A 17,214-nucleotide genomic window follows, 5' to 3' on the forward strand; every position below is an offset into this window, starting at 1 on the left:
GGCAAGACAGCAAGACAGATCAGCGGTCCCTTACAAGGCAGTCATAACGATGAGCACCCCACATTTCCCCATCTACATGGATTACTCGGCCACCACGCCGGTGGACCCGCGCGTGGCGGACAAGATGATTCCGTACCTGCGCGAGCAGTTCGGCAATCCCGCCTCGCGCAGCCATGCGTACGGCTGGGAAGCGGAGCGCGCGGTGGAAGAGGCGCGCGAGCAGGTGGCGGCACTGGTCGGCGCTGACCCGCGCGAGATCGTGTGGACCTCGGGGGCGACCGAATCGGACAACCTGGCGATCAAGGGCGCCGCGAACTTCTATTCGGGCAAGGGCAAGCACATCATCACCGTGAAGACCGAGCACAAGGCCGTGCTCGACACCACGCGCGAACTGGAGCGCCAGGGCTTTGAAGTCACCTACCTGGACGTGAAGGACAACGGCCTGCTCGACATGGATGTGTTCAAGCAGGCGCTGCGCCCGGACACCATCCTGGTGTCGGTGATGCTGGTCAACAACGAGATCGGTGTGATCCAGGACGTCGAGCAGATCGGCGAGATCTGCCGCGAGAAGGGCATCATCTTCCATTGCGACGCCGCGCAGGCGACCGGCAAGGTGGTGATCGACCTGAACAAGCTGAAGTGCGACCTGATGTCGTTCTCGGCCCACAAGACCTATGGCCCCAAGGGCATCGGCGCGCTGTACGTGCGCCGCAAGCCGCGCGTGCGCATCGAGGCGCAGATGCACGGCGGCGGCCATGAGCGCGGCATGCGTTCGGGCACGCTGGCCCCGCACCAGATCGTCGGCATGGGCGAAGCCTTCCGCATTGCCCGCGAAGAGATGGCGACCGAGAACGAGCGCATCCGCATGCTGCGCGACCGCCTGTGGAACGGCCTCTCGACCATGGAAGAGGTCTACCTGAACGGCGACCTGGAACAGCGCGTGCCGCACAACCTGAACGTCAGCTTCAACTTCGTCGAAGGCGAGTCGCTGATCATGGCGATCAAGGACGTGGCGGTATCGTCCGGCTCGGCCTGCACCTCGGCCTCGCTGGAGCCGTCGTACGTGCTGCGCGCGCTGGGCCGCAACGATGAACTGGCGCACAGCTCGATCCGCTTCACGGTCGGCCGCTTCACCACCGAGCAGGAGATCGACTACACCGTCGAACTGCTCAAGGGCAAGATCGGCAAGCTGCGCGACCTGTCGCCGCTGTGGGAAATGTTCAAGGACGGCGTCGACCTGAATTCGATCCAGTGGGCCGCGCACTAAGCCCCTGCCGGATCCAGCCAAAACAACAGCAAGACCCCCGAAAGCTACGCAAGAGGTAAGCCAAATGTCATACAGCACGAAGGTTCTCGACCACTATGAAAACCCCCGCAACGTCGGTTCGTTCGACAAGAGCGACGACGCGGTCGGCACCGGCATGGTCGGCGCCCCGGCTTGCGGCGACGTGATGAAGCTGCAGATCAAGGTCAACGAGGCTGGCGTGATCGAAGACGCCAAGTTCAAGACCTATGGCTGCGGCTCGGCCATCGCTTCGTCGTCGCTGGTGACCGAGTGGGTCAAGGGCAAGACCGTGGACCAGGCGCTGGAGATCAAGAACACCCAGATCGCCGAGGAACTGGCACTGCCGCCGGTGAAGATCCACTGCTCGATCCTGGCCGAAGACGCGATCAAGGCCGCCGTCGAAGACTACAAGAAGAAGCACGGCGCCGAGCAGAAGGCCGCCTGATCCTGCGCACTGACCACGGCATCGACGAAGGAACGCAACGATGATCACCATGACCGAGAAGGCCGCCAAGCATGTGGCGCGCTACCTGGAACGCCGCGGCAAGGGCGTGGGCCTGCGCCTGGGCGTGAAGACCACCGGCTGCTCGGGCCTGGCCTACAAGCTGGAATACGTCGACGAACTGCTGGCGGAAGACCAGGTGTTCGAATCGCACGGCATCAAGGTCATCGTCGACGCCAAGAGCCTGCCGTATATCGACGGCACCGAACTCGACTACGCGCGCGAAGGGTTGAATGAAGGGTTCCGCTTCAACAATCCCAACGTCAAGGACGAGTGCGGCTGCGGCGAGTCGTTCACGGTCTGACGCAGGCTGACGCGGGCCGGTCCGGTGGAGCGCAGCATCGTCGGCTTCCGCCGGGACGAGGAAGGCCACTGGGTGGCCGAGCTCGACTGCGGCCATGGCCAGCATGTGCGCCACGACCCGCCCTGGCAGTCGCGGCCATGGACGCAGAGCGAGGCCGGCCGCGCCGCCATGATTGGCACGCGGGTGAATTGCCTGAAGTGCGACCGCAACGAGCCGCCGGCCGAGTGGGCCAGCCAGCCCGCACGGTAGCGATGGCAGCACGGACGAAGGGCGGCGCGGCCGCTCTTTTTTCTTGGGGAAGCAGTTGAAAGACGATTTTTTTGCGCTGTTCGGCCTGCCGGTGCAGTACGGCGTCGACGAGGCCGCGCTGGACGCGGCCTATCGGACCGTACAGTCGCAGGCGCATCCGGACCGCTTCGCCAGCGCGGGCGATGCCGAGCGCCGGGTGGCGATGCAGTGGGCCGCGCATGCCAATGAAGCCTATCGCACGCTGCGCCAGCCGCTGCGGCGCGCGACCTACCTGCTGAAGCTGCGTGGCGTCGACGTGCAGGCGGAGAACAACACCGCCATGTCGCCGGCGTTCCTGATGCAGCAGATGGAATGGCGCGAGGCACTGCAGGACGCGGTGCAAGCGCGCGCAGTCGACCGGCTCGACGCGTTGCTGCGCGAGCTGCGCCAGGAAAAGCGCGAGCGCCATGCGGCGCTCGGCGCGCTGCTCGATGCCGGCGACAACGACGCGGCCGGCGGCGCGGTGCGGCAACTGATGTTTATCGAGAAGATCGAGCACGATACCAGCGAGGCCATCGACCGGCTGGAAGACTGACCGGCAAGACCGCCGGGGCCATGACACAATGGCGCCCGGCGCAAAAACCGCCCCCATGCCCCCGCATGGCGGTTTCCCTGCCGTACAAGACCGCGAAGAATTACCATGGCACTGCTCCAGATTTCCGAACCCGGCATGTCGCCGGCGCCCCACCAACGCCGCCTGGCCGTCGGCATCGACCTCGGCACCACCAACTCGCTGGTGGCCGCGGTGCGCAGCAGCATTCCCGAAGTGCTGGCTGACGAGCGCGGCCGCGCGCTGCTGCCGTCGGTGGTGCGCTACCTGCCGGACCGTACCGCACAGATCGGCTACCGGGCCCAGGAAGAAGCGGTGCGCGACCCCAAGAACACCATTGTCTCGGTCAAGCGCTTCATGGGCCGCGGCCTGCGCGACGTCGCCAACATCGAGCACAGCCCGTACGACTTCGTCGATGCGCCCGGCATGGTGCAGATCAAGACCGCGGCAGGCGTGAAGAGCCCGGTCGAGATCTCGGCCGAGATCCTGGCCACGCTGCGCCAGCGCGCCGAAGACAGCCTCGGCGACGACCTGGTCGGCGCCGTCATCACGGTGCCGGCTTATTTTGACGAAGCCCAGCGCCAGGCGACCAAGGACGCCGCGCGCCTGGCCGGCCTGGAAGTGCTGCGCCTGCTCAACGAGCCCACCGCCGCGGCCATTGCCTACGGCCTTGACAACGCCTCGGAAGGCATCTACGCGGTCTATGACCTGGGCGGCGGCACTTTCGATATCTCGGTGCTCAAGCTGACGCAGGGCGTGTTCGAGGTGCTGGCTACCGGCGGCGACTCGGCCCTGGGCGGCGATGACTTCGACCAGCGCCTGCTGTGCTGGATCGTCGAGCAGGCCAGCCTGCAGCCGCTGTCGGCGCAGGACATGCGCCTGCTGATGGTGCGCGCGCGCGCCGCCAAGGAAGCGCTGTCGGAAGCGGACAGCACGGTGATCGACGCCGTGCTGGACTCCGGCGAGATCGTGCACCTGACGCTGACCGACCAGACCTTCGACCAGATCACCGCGCACCTGGTGCAGAAGACCCTGGCGCCGGTGCGCAAGGCGCTGCGCGATGCCGGCGTGACGCCCGACGACGTCAAGGGCGTGGTGCTGGTCGGCGGCGCCACGCGCATGCCGTCGATCCGCAAGGCGGTGGGCGATTTCTTCGGCCAGACCCCGCTGACCAACCTCGACCCCGACCGCGTGGTGGCGCTGGGCGCCGCGATGCAGGCCAACCTGCTGGCCGGCAACCATGCGCCGGGCGAAGACTGGCTGCTGCTCGACGTGATCCCGCTGTCGCTGGGCGTCGAGACCATGGGCGGCCTGGTCGAGAAGATCATCCCGCGCAATAGCACCATCCCGGTGGCGCGCGCGCAGGAGTTCACCACCTTCAAGGATGGCCAGACCGCGATGGCGATCCACGTGCTGCAGGGCGAGCGCGAGCTGGCCAGCGACTGCCGCTCGCTGGCGCGCTTCGAGCTGCGCGGCATCCCGCCGATGGTGGCCGGCGCCGCGCGCATTCGCGTGACTTACCAGGTCGACGCCGACGGCCTGCTGTCGGTGACCGCGCGCGAAACGCATTCGGGCGTGGAAGCCTCGGTCACGGTCAAGCCGTCCTACGGCCTGGCCGACGACGATATCGCGCGCATGCTGCAGGACAGCTTCCGCGAAGCCGAGCACGACATGAAGAGCCGCGCGCTGGCCGAAGAGCGCGTCGAAGCCGACCGCCTCGTCGAGGCCACGCAGCGCGCGCTGGAAACCGACGGCGAGCTGTTGTCGGCGGATGAGCGCAGCGCGGTCGAGGCGCTGATGGCATCGGTGCGCGAGATCGCCGCCGGCGAGGACCATCACGCTATCCACGCCGCGGTGGAGAAGCTGTCGCACGGTACCGACGAATTCGCTGCCCGTCGCATGGACCGCTCGATCAGGAGCGCGCTGGCCGGGCGCAAGGTGCAGGAGCTGGGCTGATCACCGGGCCCGCACCGACATACAGACATCAGGACACCACATGCCACAGATCGTTGTTTTGCCCCACGTTGAATACTGCCCGGAAGGGACAGTGATCGAAGCCGAGAAAGGCGTCAGCGTCTGCGACGCGCTGCTCTCGCACGGCATCGAGATCGAGCATGCGTGCGAGAAATCGTGCGCCTGCACCACTTGCCACGTGATCGTGCGCGAGGGCTTCAATTCGCTCAACGAGGCCGAGGAGAAGGAAGAAGACCTGCTCGACAAAGCCTGGGGGCTGGAGCCGAACTCGCGCCTGTCGTGCCAGGCCATCGTCGATCAGGAAGACCTGACCATCGAGATCCCGAAGTACACCATCAACCACGCCAAGGAAGGCCACTGAGCGGCCCGGCAGACCTCAGCGGAGAATAACCACCATGAAGTGGACCGATACCTACGACATCGCGGCAGCCCTGTACGACAAGTATCCCGATGTGGATCCCATGTCGGTGCGATTCACCGACCTGCGGCGCTGGGTGCTGGAGCTGGATGGTTTCGCCGATGTGCCTGAGCGCTCCGGCGAGAAGATCCTGGAGGCGATCCAGGCCGCCTGGATCGAAGAATCCCAATGAGACTGGAAAGTGCTCGAACAGGCCGGCTTTGCCGGCCTGTTTGCTTAGAAGCGGTAGCCGACGCCCGCCAGGATCACGTCGGTATCGCGGTCGTAGCCGGTCACGGTGCGGTTCCAGGTCAGCCGCGTCAGCCAGTGGTCGCCGAGGCGGTAGCTGGCGGATATCGACATCAGGCCCGACCAGCGCGACGGCGGGCTGGCCGCGCCCAGGCCTTTCTGGCTCAGGTCGACTGCATAGTACGGCCCCGCTCCGACCCCCAGTGTCAGCTTGTCGTGGAAGAACGCGCGCGTGAGCCACGCCTGCGCGGCCACGCCGTTGCGGCGCAGCGCCGCATTCTCGCCCTCGTTGATGTAGCTGACCGTGCCGTCCACGTAGCGCCAGAGCCCGCGCCGGTATTCCACCGCCTTGGCGAAAGAGGTCTGTGAATCGAAGCTGTTGACGATGGTTTCGCCAAGAAACACCGTCAGCTCATTTTGCGTGACATTGCCGGCCCGGCCAGGAGGTGGCACCACCGGCCCGCCGCGGTCACCGCGATCGAGTTGGTAGCCGACGCCCACCAGCAGCGTGTTGGTCTTGATGCTCGATGGCGTCTGCGCGCGGTTGTAGCGCGCCTGCAGCATCCAGGGACCGCCGTCCACGTACCAGGTTGCCGCGGCGCTCAGCAACGCACCCCAGCCGTGCTGGTTGTCGTAGGTGCCGTCCGAGCGCTGGTCGGTGGTATCGAAATAGCGGTAAGGACCGGCGCCGACGGCCAGCGTCAGCCTGCGGTCCAGGGCCAGGTAGCGCCACCACAGCTGGACGCTGTGGCCGTCGCGGTGATGGTTCGTGACATGGCCTTCATTCAGGTAGGTGAAGGTCGCGTACCAGTTCTCGCCCAGGTTGTGCTGGTAAGCGTAGGCGTAGCCGTAGCTGCGCTCGCCGGGGGACTCCGTCGACTGCAGGCCGCCGAGCAGAAGCAATTCCTGCCCCTGCGCCGCGGGCGGCAGCAGGGCCAGCAGCAATCCGCCGGCCAGTGGGAGAAGCCGTTGCCAGATCCTGCGGATACTGCGGGGGGCGGGCTGCATGGTATGGACTCCGGTCCATGGGGCGCACCAGGATCATAGCAAAGCAGCCATGAGAAAGGCCGGCGACAAGCCGGCCTTGTTGTAACGGCACACTAGGCGTGCCGGTCTTGGGCGAGGCCCTATCCCGTGACGAGCGCGCCATTCTCCCTATGCACGCGCGGCCCCACCTGCACACCAGGGTTCTGCTGTCCCACTCCCGCTTGCGGGAGAAGGGAGCAAACCGACGGCGTTGATCAGGCCATGGGTTTGCCGTGCCGTCGGCTCAGTCTTCCCGGCGCAGGTGCGGGAACAGGATCACGTCGCGGATATTCGGGCTGTCCGTCAGCAGCATCACCAGGCGGTCGATGCCGATACCGCAGCCGCCCGTCGGGGGCATGCCGTATTCCAGCGCGCGGATGTAGTCGGCGTCGAAGTACATCGCTTCCTCGTCGCCGGCGTCTTTCTGCTCGACCTGCTTGCGGAAGCGGTCGGCCTGGTCCTCGGCATCGTTCAGTTCCGAGAACCCGTTGGCGATCTCGCGGCCGGTGATGAACAGCTCGAAGCGCTCGGTGATGCCCGGCACGGTATCCGAGGCGCGCGCCAGCGGCGAGACCTCGACCGGGTAATCGACGATAAACGTCGGCTCCCACAGCTGGCTCTCGGCGGTTTCCTCGAACAGCACCAGCTGCAGCGTGCCCAGCCCGGCGTTGAGGAATTGCGGCGCGCTGGTGTTGACGCCGAACTTCTTCAGCTCGGTGCGCAGGAACTCGGCATCGGCCAGTTGCGCGTCGGTGTACTGCGGCGCGAACTTCTGGATCGCCTGGCAGATGGTCAGGCGGTGGAACGGCTTGGACAGGTCCAGCTCGCGCTCCTGGTAGGTCAGCACGGCGCTGCCGCGCGCGTCGATCGCGGCCTTGCGGATCAGGTCCTCGGTGAAGTCCATCAGCCAGCGGTAGTCCGTGTAGGCCGCGTAGAACTCCATCATGGTGAACTCGGGATTGTGGCGCGGGCTCACCCCTTCGTTGCGGAAGTTGCGGTTGATCTCGAACACGCGCTCGAAGCCGCCGACGACCAGGCGCTTCAGGTACAGCTCGGGCGCGATGCGCAGGAACATCTGCATGTCCAGCGCGTTGTGGTGCGTGATGAAGGGCTTGGCCGCGGCGCCGCCCGGGATCGGGTGCAGCATCGGCGTTTCCACTTCCATGAAGCCGGCGTCGGCCATATGGCGGCGCAGCGACGAGATTGCGTTGGTGCGCGCGCGGAAGGTGTTGCGCGTCTCCGGCGACACGATCAGGTCGACATAGCGCTGGCGGTACTTCATTTCCTGGTCGGCCAGGCCGTGGAACTTGTCCGGCAGCGGGCGCAGCGACTTGGACAGCAGGCGCAGCTCGCGCACCTGCACCGACAGCTCGCCCTTGTTGGTGCGGAACAGCTCGCCGCGGGCGCTGATGATGTCGCCCAGGTCCCAGTGCTTGAAGGCCGCGTAGACCTCTTCGCCGACCTTGTCGCGGGTGATGTAGAACTGGATCTGCCCGCTGCCGTCCTGCACCGTGGCAAAGCTGGCCTTGCCCATCACGCGCTTGAGCATCATGCGCCCGGCGATGGCGACCTCGACCGGCGCGGCCTCGAGCGTGGCCTGCTCGGTGTCGGCGTACTGCGCCTGCAGCGCGGCGGCCTGGTGGGTGGGGCGGAAATCGTTGGGGAAGGCCACGCCTTGCTGGCGCAGCGCACCCAGTTTCTCGCGCCGCTCCGCGATGATCTTGTTTTCGTCGACGGCGGGGGTGTCGGCGGCGGCGGCCTTGGTCTGGGCCTGGGCGCGGTTCGGTTCGGTCATGGTGTCTTGTGGGGTCGCGCGCAGCGGGCTGCGCGCGGGTTCAGTATGGCTTCAGTAATTGCGGAGATCGTCCAGTTCGGTGCTGCCGAAATCCGGGCGGTGCAGGTAGGCGACGATGCGTCCCGCGGTTTCCTCGGCCGACGCCAGCTGCTGGTTGGCCTTGAGCTCGCGGAAGCGCTGCACCTGGGCGAAGTCGGCATTGCGGATGGTGGCCTGCATGCCGGTATCGATCACGCCCGGCGCCAGCGCCACCGCGCGCACGGTGCGCGGCGCCTCGGCCTGGGCGTACTCGGCGTTGACCGAGCGCATGAACATGTCGAGCCCGGCCTTGCCGGCGCAATACGCGCTCCAGCCTTCGATCGGGCGGCGCGCCGCGCCGGAAGAGATCCCCAGCACCTTGCGCGGGCAGCCGAACTTCTCGGTGCGCTCCAGGAACGCAGCGGTCATGGTCATCGGCGCCGCCAGGTTGGTCAGCAGGTGCGGCACCAGCGTCTTTTCCTGCAGGCCCGCGACCGGCCCGATCGGCTCGACCACGCCCGCGTTGAGGATCAGCGTGGCGCTGGTCGGCGGCAGGTCGAGCGTGTCGAGCACGCTGGCGAGCCAGGTGGCCGCGGGGCCCGCCTGGGACAGGTCCTGCAGGTGCCAGGCCACCGGCACGCCGCTGAGCGTGGCGATGCGTTCGAGCTCGCTGTTGCGGCTGCGCGCGACGCAGATCAGGCGGTTGCCCGGCACGAGCAGGGCGTTGGTCAGTGCCGCGCCCAGCCCGCGCGAGGCGCCGGTGATGATGTACAGGTGATTGGCTTCGCTCATGGTGCCCCGGTCGAGAAGGCCGTCGTGCCGGCAAGGCGCGGGCGGCGGTACAGCGATGGATGGGTTGCTGTGCCGCCGCCGGCCCGGCGGCGGGTGCGGTCTTAGAGTCCCTGCTTGAGGCTGGCCTCGATGAACGGGTCCAGGTCCCCGTCCAGCACCTTCTGGGTGTTGGACATTTCCACGTTGGTGCGCAGGTCCTTGATGCGGCTCTGGTCCAGCACGTAGGAGCGGATCTGGTGGCCCCAGCCCACGTCGGTCTTGCCGGCCTCGAGCTTGTCGGCCTCGGCCTGGCGCTTGCGCATCTCGTGCTCGTACAGGCGCGATTTCAGCATCGACATGGCCTCGGCGCGGTTGCGGTGCTGCGAGCGGTCGTTCTGGCACTGCACCACGATCCCGGTCGGGATATGCGTGATCCGCACCGCCGAGTCGGTCTTGTTAATGTGCTGGCCGCCCGCGCCCGAGGCGCGGTAGGTATCCACGCGCAGGTCCGCCGGGTTGATCTCGACCTCGAACGAATCGTCCACCTCGGGATAGACGAACACCGACGAGAACGAGGTATGGCGCCCGCCCGACGAATCGAACGGCGACTTGCGCACCAGCCGGTGCACGCCGGTTTCGGTGCGCAGGTAGCCAAAGGCGTATTCGCCTTCGATCTTGATGGTCGCGCTCTTGATGCCGGCGACGTCGCCTTCGGACTCTTCCAGCACCTCGGCCTTGAAGCCCTTGCGTTCGCAGTACTTCAGGTACTGGCGCAGCAGCATCGAGGCCCAGTCGCACGCTTCGGTGCCGCCGGCGCCGGCCTGGATGTCGATAAAGGCGTTGGCCTGGTCCATCTCGCCGGCGAACATGCGGCGGAATTCCATGTCCGCCACCACCGCCTCGAAGCCCTTGACGTCGGTCTCGATCGACTCGAGGGTCTCGTCGTCGCCTTCTTCCCTGGCGAGTTCGAACAACTCGTCCGCACCGACGAGGTCATCGGTGAGCTTGCCCAGGACGCCGACCACGCCCTCGAGCATCTTCTTTTCCTTGCCGAGGTCTTGGGCCCGCTTGGGGTTGTTCCAGACGTCGGGGTCTTCCAGCAAGCCGTTGACTTCGTCCAGCCTTCCTACTTTGACATCGTAGTCAAAGATACCCCCGTAGATCTTCCGTCCGGGAACGGAGATCGGAGATGGCACCGGAGATGGCGTTGAGGCGTTCTGCTTCCATGATGTTCCTGCGCTTCGAAAACCTCGAATTATAGCGGATCGGCGCGGCAGATCGGGGGCTTGCCGGCCGCCGCGGCGGCGCCGCGAACCGAACGTAACCGCGGCCGCGCGGTCTGTCCGGCGGTGCCGGGCGGCGCACCCGGCGATAATACGGGTCGCAAGCCGCCCCCGGCACAGATTACGAACAGGGACGCATGACGAAAACCAGACATGACATCAAGCCAGGCCGGCGCCGCGCGCTGGGCCTGCTGCTGGCCGCCGCCACGGCGGCGCTCACGGCCGGCTGCGGCACCACGGGCGGGCCCGTGCCGGACGGCTACTACCGCGTCGAGCGCGGCGACACGCTGTATTCGATCGCGCGCAAGCATCGCCGCAGCGTGCGCGACCTGACCCGCTGGAATAGCGACATCACCAGCCCCAGCCAGATCGAGGTGGGCCAGCTGATCCGGGTCCGGCCCCCGGGCGGCGCGTCAGGCAGCGCCGCGGCGTCGACAGACACCGGCCAGACCGTGACCGATACGCCGCGCGTGGACAGTGGCGCGGCGTCCCGCCCGCCCGCCAGCAGCATCCGCCTGCAATGGCCGGCCGATGGCCGTGTCACCGCCGGCTTCGCGCCGCCGGCGAGCAAGGGCCTGAGCATTGCGGTGCCGGCCAACGGCACGGTGCGCGCCGCCGCCGCCGGGCGCGCCATCCATGTCGGCAACCTGCGCGGCTACGGCATGCTGGTGATCGTCAAGCACAACGACGACTGGCTCACGGTGTACGGCAACCTGGACCAGCCGCTGGTCAGCGAGGGCGCGCAGGTGTCGGCGGGGCAGGATGTGGGCCGCATGGGCGCGAGCCCCAGCGAGCTGCACTTCGAGGTGCGCGGCAACGGCAAGCCGGTGAATCCGGCCAGCTACCTGCCGTCGCGCGGCTGAGCCGCGGGCGTCCTACTGCGCGTGCTCGATCACGAGCTGAACGCGGGTGACGCCGTTGAAGGTGTTGTTGTCGAGCCGGTAGGCCACCTGCGCGCTGGCGCCAAGCGAGTCGGCATGGTTGAACCAGATCGCGTCGAAGCGCTGGCTGCCGCGCCCCAGCTGCAGCTTCAGGTGCTTGCCCTTGAGCACGCTCTGGCGCAGCACGTCGAACTCGCCGCAGAAGGTCGGCGCCGGGAAGCCCTGGCCCCACACCTGCTGCTCCAGCAGGGTGACGAACTCCGGGCTGAAGCACTGGTCCTCGATATCGCCGTCGGTCTCGATCACCCGCGCCAGCTGGTCGTCGGTCAGCCATTCTCGGCCGACCGCCTCGAAGGCCTCCTGGAATTCGGCAAAGCGCTCGGCGCGCACGGTCAGCCCCGCCGCCATGGCGTGGCCGCCGAACTTCAGCAGCATGCCCGGGTGGCGCTTGGACACCAGGTCCAGCGCATCGCGCAGGTGGAAGCCCGGGATCGAGCGGCCCGAGCCCTTGACCGTGGTTTCATCGCCGGGCGCGAAGGTGATGGTGGGGCGGTGGAACTTGTCCTTCAGCCGCGATGCCACGATGCCGATCACCCCCTGGTGCCAGGTATCGTTGAACACGCTGACCGTGAAGCGCGCCGACGGATCCGGCCCGGCCAGCGGCTGCTCCAGGATCTGCAGCGCCTCCTGCTGCATGCCGGCCTCGATGTCGCGCCGCTCGCGGTTCATGCTGTCCAGTTCTTGCGCGATTTCCCAGGCGCGGTTGGCATCGTCGGTCAGCAGGCACTCGATGCCCAGCGACATGTCGGCGAGCCGGCCGGCCGCATTCAGGCGCGGGCCGAGGCCGAAGCCCAGGTCGAAGGTATTGGCGCGCGCGGCCTCGCGCCCGGCGGCGCGGAACAGCGCCGCTACCCCCGGCTGCATGCGTCCGGCGCGCATGCGGCGCAGGCCTTGCGCCACCAGGATGCGGTTGTTGGTGTCCAGCTTGACCACGTCGGCGACGGTGCCCAGCGCCACCAGGTCCAGCAGCGTCTGCAGCGGCGGCTGGGTCTGCTGGGTGTACACGCCGCGCTGGCGCAGCTCGGCGCGCAGCGCCAGCAGCACGTAGAACATCACGCCCACGCCCGCCAGGTTCTTGCTGGGGAATTCGCAGCCCGGCTGGTTCGGGTTGACGATCACCGCGGCCTGCGGCAGCTCCGCGCCCGGCAGGTGGTGGTCGGTCACCACCACGTCGATGCCCAGCGCATTGGCCGCGGCCACGCCGTCGACACTGGCGATGCCGTTGTCGACCGTGACGATTACGTCCGGCTGCTGCCTTGCCGCCAGCGCGACGATCTCCGGCGTCAGGCCGTAGCCGTATTCGAAGCGGTTCGGCACGATGTACTCGACCCGCGCGCCCAGCATGCGCAGCCCGCGCACGCCCACCGCGCAAGCGGTGGCCCCGTCGCAGTCATAGTCAGCGACGATCAGCAGGCGCTTGCCGGCGGCGATGGCGTCGGCCAGGTAGGCCGCGGCGTGGCCGATGCCCTTCATGGCCGCGGGCGGCACCAGTTCGGGCAGGTCGGTGGCCAGCTCGGCGGCGCGGGCCACGCCGCGCGCGGCCAGGATGCGCGCCAGCGTAGGGTGCAGGCCGGAGGCGGCCAGCGAACTGGCGTGTTCGGAAGAATATTGGCGGATGGCGATCCGGGTCATGGGCGGGGGGCAGTGTGTTGGGGGCGATGGCTTCAGGCGGCAAAGGCCAGGTCGGACAGCAGCGCGCGCCAGTCGCCGCGCTGGCCCATGCCGCGCCAGAACTTGCGCAGGTCGGCACGCCGCACGGTGAACTCGGCAAAGTGGTTCTCGCCGGCCAGCACCAGCGTGATGGCGCCGATGCGGCCGTCCGCCAGCGCTTCCAGCGCCGGACCGAACCAGTCGGCATCGAGCGCATGCATGCGGTCCAGCCACAGTCCCCAGTCTTCAGCGATATGCGCTTCCGTGGCCCCGTCCAGCATGGTCAGCACGGTGCCTTCGGCCCCGGCTGCGCCGGCCAGGCCCGCCGGCGCCGGCAGCGCGCGGCTGCCGGCGGCCAGCGCCAGGCCGCTCAGGAAAGGGTCGTTGCTCAGCACCGTGTCGGCCAGCCGCGGCACCGGCTGCAGCGCGCCGCCGCCGTACAGCCAGACCGAGTTGACCGGCACCTCGCCGGCGGCCTCGCGGGCCTGGTTGACGCGGTGGTCGAACCAGGTCATCTGGATTTCGTTCTGCAGCCGGCGCCAGTCGCGCGCGCGCTCGCCCGCCTGCATCCAGATGTCGATATTGCGACCCGCCGCGCGCAGCGGCGTGGTGGCTTCGAGCGGGCCGAACACGGCCTCGGGCAGGTACCAGCGCTGCGGGCAGGGCGTTTCCAGCGCGATGCCCGATTCCTGCAGCAGCGCGTCGATCGCGCTGCGCAGCGCGGTGGCTTCCTCCGGCCGCAGCCCCAGCTGGCCCGGCGGCATCAGCACCAGGTGGTCGCGCGCGGCATGGATATGCACCGGCTGCAGGCAGGCCCAGGACTGGCCGTCGGCGCCGGCCGGGATGTCGTGGGTCGCGCCACCGCTGTCGGCCAGCCGCATATAGGGCGCCAGCGGCACCCGCACCGTGTCCAGTCCGGCCTTGGCTGCCAGCCATCGCTCTTGCGGCAGGCTGCGCAGGAACGGGTCGTCGTGCCGCTCGCGCGGGCCGGGCGCGGCCCGGGTCAGCAACTTTCCGAGCGCCGGCAGCTCCAATTGCCGCAGCAGCGCGCCGGGAACGACGTCGTCGCGGCCGTCGTCGCCAGCGCCGGGCGGGACGGAAAAGGGCACAATCAGGGTCAGGTGCGTCATCATGGTGGCGAGATTGTAAACTCCCGGCTGGCTCGCGCCAGTCCCGGGCCTGACCGTGACATGAGCCCGGCGTGACCGGCGCGCCGCCCGCCATGGCTTGCAGGCGTGCCGCCAGCGGCGCCCCGGCGGAAACCGGCGCTTTCCCGAAACAACAGGAATCCTCTTGAAATTTCCCTACGAGTGGCAAATCGGCTGGCGATATACCCGCGCGAGCAAGCGCGCCAGCCGCAACACCTTCATTTCGTTTATCTCGATGATCTCGATGCTGGGGATCGCGCTCGGCGTGGCTGCGCTGATCGTGGTGCTGTCGGTGATGAACGGGTTCCAGAAGGAAGTGCGCGACCGCATGCTGTCGGTGCTGGCGCATATCGAGGTGATCGGCCCGTCGGCGCTGCCGGACTGGCAGAAGACTGCGGCCGAGGCCCTGCAGAACAAGGAGGTGGTCGGTGCCGCCCCGTACGTGGCGGCCCAGGCCATGCTGACCCGCGACGATGCCGTGCGCGGCGTGCTGCTGCGCGGCGTGGAGCCGACGCAGGAGCCCAAGGTGTCGGAAATCGGCAGCCAGTTCCGCGCCGGCAGCATGGCGGCGCTGGTGCCCGGCGGCTTCGGCATCGCGCTGGGCAACGAGCTGGCCAATGCCATGGGGGTGCAGGTCGGCGACAAGATCACGCTGCTGGCGCCGCAGGGCACCATCACGCCGGCGGGCGTGCTGCCGCGGCTCAAGCAATTCACCGTGGTGGGCGTGTTTTCGTCCGGGCACTTCGAGTTCGACAGCGCACTGGCGCTGGTCAACCTGCAGGACGCGGAGACCCTGTTCCGCCTGAGCGGCCCCACCGGCGTGCGCCTGAAGCTGCAGGACATGCAGCGCGCGCCGCAGGTGGCGCAGGAACTGGCCGGCACCATGTCGGGCGAGCTTTACCTGCGCGACTGGTCCAAGCAGAACCGCAACTGGTTTGCCGCGGTGCAGACCGAGAAACGGATGATGTTCATCATCCTGACGCTGATCATCGCGGTGGCGGCGTTCAACCTGGTCTCGACGCTGGTGATGACCGTCACCGACAAGCAGGCCGATATCGCCATCCTGCGCACCATGGGCGCGCAGCCGGGCTCGATCATGAAGATCTTCATCGTGCAGGGCGTGGCCATCGGCTTTATCGGCACGCTGCTGGGCGTGGCCGGCGGCACGCTGATCGCCACCAATATCGACGTGATCGTGCCGTTCATCGAGCGGCTGCTGCACGTGCAGTTCCTGCCGCGCGACATCTATTTCATCAGCCAATTGCCTTCCGACCCCCGCGTGAACGACATCGCCACCATCGGCATCATCTCTTTCGTGCTGGCCACGCTGGCCACGCTCTACCCCAGCTGGCGCGCCGCCCGCGTCAATCCGGCGGAGGCGCTGCGCTATGAGTGAAGCCGTGCTGCAAGCCGATACTTCCACGCCCGCCCCGGGCCTGCCGCGCACCGGCTCGCCGGTGCTGGTGGCCGAGGGCCTGACCAAGCGTTTCCGCCAGGGCGAACTCGACGTCGACGTGCTGCGCGGCGTCGACGTGCGCGTCAACGCCGGCGAGAAAGTCGCCATCGTGGGCGCCTCGGGCTCCGGCAAGAGCACGCTGCTGCATGTGCTGGGCGGGCTCGACGAACCCGATTCCGGCCGCGTCGCGCTGCTCGGCAAGCCCTTCACGGCGCTGCGCGAGCGCGAGCGCAACGTGGTGCGCAACCGCTCGCTGGGCTTTGTCTACCAGTTCCACCATCTGCTGCCGGAATTCACGGCGCTCGACAACGTGGCGATGCCGCTGCGCATCCGCGGCCTGACCCAGCCCGCCGCGCGCGAAGTCGCGCAGGCGATGCTGGAGCGGGTCGGGCTGGGCGGGCGCTCCCGGCACCGGCCGGGCGAGCTGTCGGGCGGCGAGCGCCAGCGCGTCGCCATTGCGCGGGCGCTGGTGGGGCAGCCGGCGTGCGTACTGGCCGACGAGCCCACCGGCAATCTCGATGACCACACCGCCGGCGGCGTCTATGACCTGATGCTGGAACTGTCGCGCACGCTCGGCACCAGCTTCGTCATCGTCACGCACGACCTGGACCTTGCCGGGCGCTGCGACCGCGTACTGCGGCTGCGCGACGGCCACCTGCACCAGGAACGCTGAAGCGGCCACGCCATGTGGATCGACACCCATTGCCACCTCGACGCCGGCGAGTTCGACGCGGACCGCCAGCAGGTTGCCGATGCGGCCGAGGCCGCCGGCGTGCGCGGCATCGTGGTGCCGGCGGTGGCCGCGTGGAACTTCGCCGCCGTGCGCGCGCTGGCGCATCGGGATGCGCGCTGCGTCTACGCGCTCGGCATCCATCCGCTTTGCTCGCCCGGCGCCGGCCAGGCCGATCTCGACACGCTGCGGCGCGAGGTGGCCGCCAGCATGGGCGACCCGCGCTTCGTCGGCATCGGCGAGATCGGGCTCGATTTCTTCGTGGCCGGGCTGGATGCCGACCACCAGACCTGGCTCTATGCCGAGCAGCTGAAGCTCGCGCGCGAATTCGACCTGCCGGTGCTGCTGCATGTGCGCAAGTCGCAGGACCAGGTTGGCGCGCAGTTGCGCAAGCTCGGCGTGAAACGCGGCATTGCCCATGCCTTCAACGGCAGCAACGAACAGGCGCGGCGCTTCGTCGACCAGGGCCTGAAGCTCGGTTTCGGCGGCAATGTCACCTTCAGCCGCGCGCGCCAGATCCGCCGGCTGGCGACGGAATTGCCGCTGGAAGCACTGGTGCTTGAAACCGACGCGCCAGACATCGCGCCGGCGTGGCTGTCGGACGACCAGTTCGGGGAACAGCACAAGGCGCGCAACACACCCGCGGAGGTCGCCGGCGTGGCGCACGTGATGGCGGAATTGCGCGGGATCGACTCCTTGACGCTGGCGCAGGCCACCTGGCGCAATGCCGTGGCGGCGCTGCCGCGCCTGGCGGCGTTTGCCGGCACCATGGCGCCTCCGCTTGCTGTCGGTCACTAACTTCCACACCTTCATGACGGGCTGACAAGCTTGCCGCGCATCGGCGCGG

Annotated in this window: 18 protein-coding genes; 12 read left to right on the top strand and 6 right to left on the bottom strand. The window is 68.1% G+C overall.

What is annotated here, in order from left to right; translation table 11 throughout:
• Window positions 1–43: 43 nt before the first annotated feature.
• From ACOCMH_RS21935 to iscX, 8 genes are all read left to right on the top strand, one after another.
• The gene (locus ACOCMH_RS21935) at window positions 44–1,267 is read left to right on the top strand and encodes an IscS subfamily cysteine desulfurase (protein WP_427313340.1); all 1,224 of its coding nucleotides are present in this window, start codon (window positions 44–46) and stop codon (window positions 1,265–1,267) included.
• A 64-nt stretch (window positions 1,268–1,331) separates the two neighbouring features.
• Window positions 1,332–1,730: a Fe-S cluster assembly scaffold IscU gene (iscU, locus tag ACOCMH_RS21940; protein ID WP_427312985.1), complete on the top strand. Its 399-nt coding sequence runs from the start codon at window positions 1,332–1,334 to the stop codon at window positions 1,728–1,730.
• A 40-nt stretch (window positions 1,731–1,770) separates the two neighbouring features.
• Window positions 1,771–2,091, top strand: a complete 321-nt coding sequence (gene iscA, locus ACOCMH_RS21945) for an iron-sulfur cluster assembly protein IscA (RefSeq protein WP_427312986.1) — start codon at window positions 1,771–1,773, stop codon at window positions 2,089–2,091.
• Between the two features lie 24 nt (window positions 2,092–2,115).
• Window positions 2,116–2,340, top strand: coding sequence for a DUF3565 domain-containing protein (locus ACOCMH_RS21950; protein WP_111519645.1), 225 nt, complete (start codon window positions 2,116–2,118; stop codon window positions 2,338–2,340).
• Between the two features lie 55 nt (window positions 2,341–2,395).
• Window positions 2,396–2,914 (top strand): Fe-S protein assembly co-chaperone HscB, encoded by a 519-nt coding sequence (gene hscB, locus ACOCMH_RS21955; RefSeq protein ID WP_427312987.1) that lies wholly within the window; start codon window positions 2,396–2,398, stop codon window positions 2,912–2,914.
• A gap of 105 nt (window positions 2,915–3,019) precedes the next feature.
• On the top strand, window positions 3,020–4,885 hold the full coding sequence (gene hscA / locus ACOCMH_RS21960) for a Fe-S protein assembly chaperone HscA (RefSeq protein WP_427312988.1): 1,866 nt from the start codon (window positions 3,020–3,022) through the stop codon (window positions 4,883–4,885).
• 40 nt (window positions 4,886–4,925) lie between these two features.
• On the top strand, window positions 4,926–5,264 hold the full coding sequence (gene fdx / locus ACOCMH_RS21965; protein ID WP_171517349.1) for an ISC system 2Fe-2S type ferredoxin: 339 nt from the start codon (window positions 4,926–4,928) through the stop codon (window positions 5,262–5,264).
• 34 nt (window positions 5,265–5,298) lie between these two features.
• Window positions 5,299–5,493 (top strand): Fe-S cluster assembly protein IscX, encoded by a 195-nt coding sequence (gene iscX, locus ACOCMH_RS21970; RefSeq protein WP_013956121.1) that lies wholly within the window; start codon window positions 5,299–5,301, stop codon window positions 5,491–5,493.
• A 44-nt stretch (window positions 5,494–5,537) separates the two neighbouring features.
• Here iscX and ACOCMH_RS21975 read toward each other — a convergent pair whose 3' ends face one another.
• The 4 genes from ACOCMH_RS21975 to prfB all read right to left on the bottom strand — a co-directional run bounded on the left by ACOCMH_RS21975 (window position 5,538) and on the right by prfB (window position 10,386).
• The gene (locus ACOCMH_RS21975; protein ID WP_427312989.1) at window positions 5,538–6,557 is read right to left on the bottom strand and encodes a hypothetical protein; all 1,020 of its coding nucleotides are present in this window, start codon (window positions 6,555–6,557) and stop codon (window positions 5,538–5,540) included.
• A gap of 262 nt (window positions 6,558–6,819) precedes the next feature.
• Entirely contained in the window at window positions 6,820–8,370 is a 1,551-nt protein-coding gene (gene lysS / locus ACOCMH_RS21980) for a lysine--tRNA ligase (RefSeq protein WP_427312990.1), read from the bottom strand.
• A 51-nt stretch (window positions 8,371–8,421) separates the two neighbouring features.
• Window positions 8,422–9,180, bottom strand: a complete 759-nt coding sequence (locus ACOCMH_RS21985) for an SDR family oxidoreductase (RefSeq protein WP_427312991.1) — start codon at window positions 9,178–9,180, stop codon at window positions 8,422–8,424.
• A 101-nt stretch (window positions 9,181–9,281) separates the two neighbouring features.
• A protein-coding gene (prfB, locus tag ACOCMH_RS21990; RefSeq protein ID WP_427312992.1) for a peptide chain release factor 2 occupies window positions 9,282–10,386 on the bottom strand; the annotation gives its coding sequence in 2 pieces (ribosomal slippage) (window positions 9,282–10,304 and window positions 10,306–10,386; 1,104 coding nt in all).
• A gap of 193 nt (window positions 10,387–10,579) precedes the next feature.
• Between prfB and ACOCMH_RS21995 the strand changes: the two genes are divergently transcribed.
• The gene (locus tag ACOCMH_RS21995; RefSeq protein ID WP_427312993.1) at window positions 10,580–11,305 is read left to right on the top strand and encodes a peptidoglycan DD-metalloendopeptidase family protein; all 726 of its coding nucleotides are present in this window, start codon (window positions 10,580–10,582) and stop codon (window positions 11,303–11,305) included.
• A 12-nt stretch (window positions 11,306–11,317) separates the two neighbouring features.
• On the opposite strand, the gene recJ is transcribed toward ACOCMH_RS21995, so the two are convergent.
• Together recJ and ACOCMH_RS22005 are read right to left on the bottom strand one after the other, a co-directional pair.
• Complete coding sequence (gene recJ / locus ACOCMH_RS22000) at window positions 11,318–13,015, bottom strand: single-stranded-DNA-specific exonuclease RecJ (RefSeq protein ID WP_427312994.1); 1,698 nt, start codon at window positions 13,013–13,015, stop codon at window positions 11,318–11,320.
• Between the two features lie 32 nt (window positions 13,016–13,047).
• Window positions 13,048–14,166 (bottom strand): hypothetical protein, encoded by a 1,119-nt coding sequence (locus tag ACOCMH_RS22005; RefSeq protein ID WP_427312995.1) that lies wholly within the window; start codon window positions 14,164–14,166, stop codon window positions 13,048–13,050.
• 160 nt (window positions 14,167–14,326) lie between these two features.
• On the opposite strand from ACOCMH_RS22005, the gene ACOCMH_RS22010 reads away from it, so the two are divergent.
• Genes ACOCMH_RS22010 through ACOCMH_RS22020 form a run of 3 tightly spaced genes read left to right on the top strand, consistent with a single transcriptional unit; the run spans window position 14,327 to window position 17,165 of the window.
• On the top strand, window positions 14,327–15,577 hold the full coding sequence (locus tag ACOCMH_RS22010; RefSeq protein WP_427312996.1) for a lipoprotein-releasing ABC transporter permease subunit: 1,251 nt from the start codon (window positions 14,327–14,329) through the stop codon (window positions 15,575–15,577).
• On the top strand, window positions 15,570–16,310 hold the full coding sequence (lolD, locus tag ACOCMH_RS22015; protein WP_427312997.1) for a lipoprotein-releasing ABC transporter ATP-binding protein LolD: 741 nt from the start codon (window positions 15,570–15,572) through the stop codon (window positions 16,308–16,310). Before ACOCMH_RS22010 ends, lolD begins: the two co-directional genes overlap by 8 nt.
• Window positions 16,311–16,322: 12 nt before the next feature.
• On the top strand, window positions 16,323–17,165 hold the full coding sequence (locus ACOCMH_RS22020) for a TatD family hydrolase (RefSeq protein ID WP_427312998.1): 843 nt from the start codon (window positions 16,323–16,325) through the stop codon (window positions 17,163–17,165).
• Window positions 17,166–17,214 lie beyond the last annotated feature (49 nt).

It is taken from the genome of Cupriavidus sp. H39 (genome assembly GCF_050271075.1).
Classification (GTDB): domain Bacteria; phylum Pseudomonadota; class Gammaproteobacteria; order Burkholderiales; family Burkholderiaceae; genus Cupriavidus; species Cupriavidus necator_B.

What these genes read in the sequence shown, in the direction of transcription:
- iscU (WP_427312985.1), top strand. Translation starts at nt 1,332, where the DNA reads ATGTCATACAGCACGAAGGTTCTCGACCACTATGAAAACCCCCGCAAC.
- iscA (WP_427312986.1), top strand. Translation starts at nt 1,771, where the DNA reads ATGATCACCATGACCGAGAAGGCCGCCAAGCATGTGGCGCGCTACCTG.
- hscA (WP_427312988.1), top strand. Translation starts at nt 3,020, where the DNA reads ATGGCACTGCTCCAGATTTCCGAACCCGGCATGTCGCCGGCGCCCCAC.
- fdx (WP_171517349.1), top strand. Translation starts at nt 4,926, where the DNA reads ATGCCACAGATCGTTGTTTTGCCCCACGTTGAATACTGCCCGGAAGGG.
- iscX (WP_013956121.1), top strand. Translation starts at nt 5,299, where the DNA reads ATGAAGTGGACCGATACCTACGACATCGCGGCAGCCCTGTACGACAAG.
- ACOCMH_RS21975 (WP_427312989.1), bottom strand. Translation starts at nt 6,557, where the DNA reads ATGCAGCCCGCCCCCCGCAGTATCCGCAGGATCTGGCAACGGCTTCTC.
- lysS (WP_427312990.1), bottom strand. Translation starts at nt 8,370, where the DNA reads ATGACCGAACCGAACCGCGCCCAGGCCCAGACCAAGGCCGCCGCCGCC.
- ACOCMH_RS21985 (WP_427312991.1), bottom strand. Translation starts at nt 9,180, where the DNA reads ATGAGCGAAGCCAATCACCTGTACATCATCACCGGCGCCTCGCGCGGG.
- ACOCMH_RS21995 (WP_427312993.1), top strand. Translation starts at nt 10,580, where the DNA reads ATGACGAAAACCAGACATGACATCAAGCCAGGCCGGCGCCGCGCGCTG.
- recJ (WP_427312994.1), bottom strand. Translation starts at nt 13,015, where the DNA reads ATGACCCGGATCGCCATCCGCCAATATTCTTCCGAACACGCCAGTTCG.
- ACOCMH_RS22005 (WP_427312995.1), bottom strand. Translation starts at nt 14,166, where the DNA reads ATGATGACGCACCTGACCCTGATTGTGCCCTTTTCCGTCCCGCCCGGC.
- lolD (WP_427312997.1), top strand. Translation starts at nt 15,570, where the DNA reads ATGAGTGAAGCCGTGCTGCAAGCCGATACTTCCACGCCCGCCCCGGGC.
- ACOCMH_RS22020 (WP_427312998.1), top strand. Translation starts at nt 16,323, where the DNA reads ATGTGGATCGACACCCATTGCCACCTCGACGCCGGCGAGTTCGACGCG.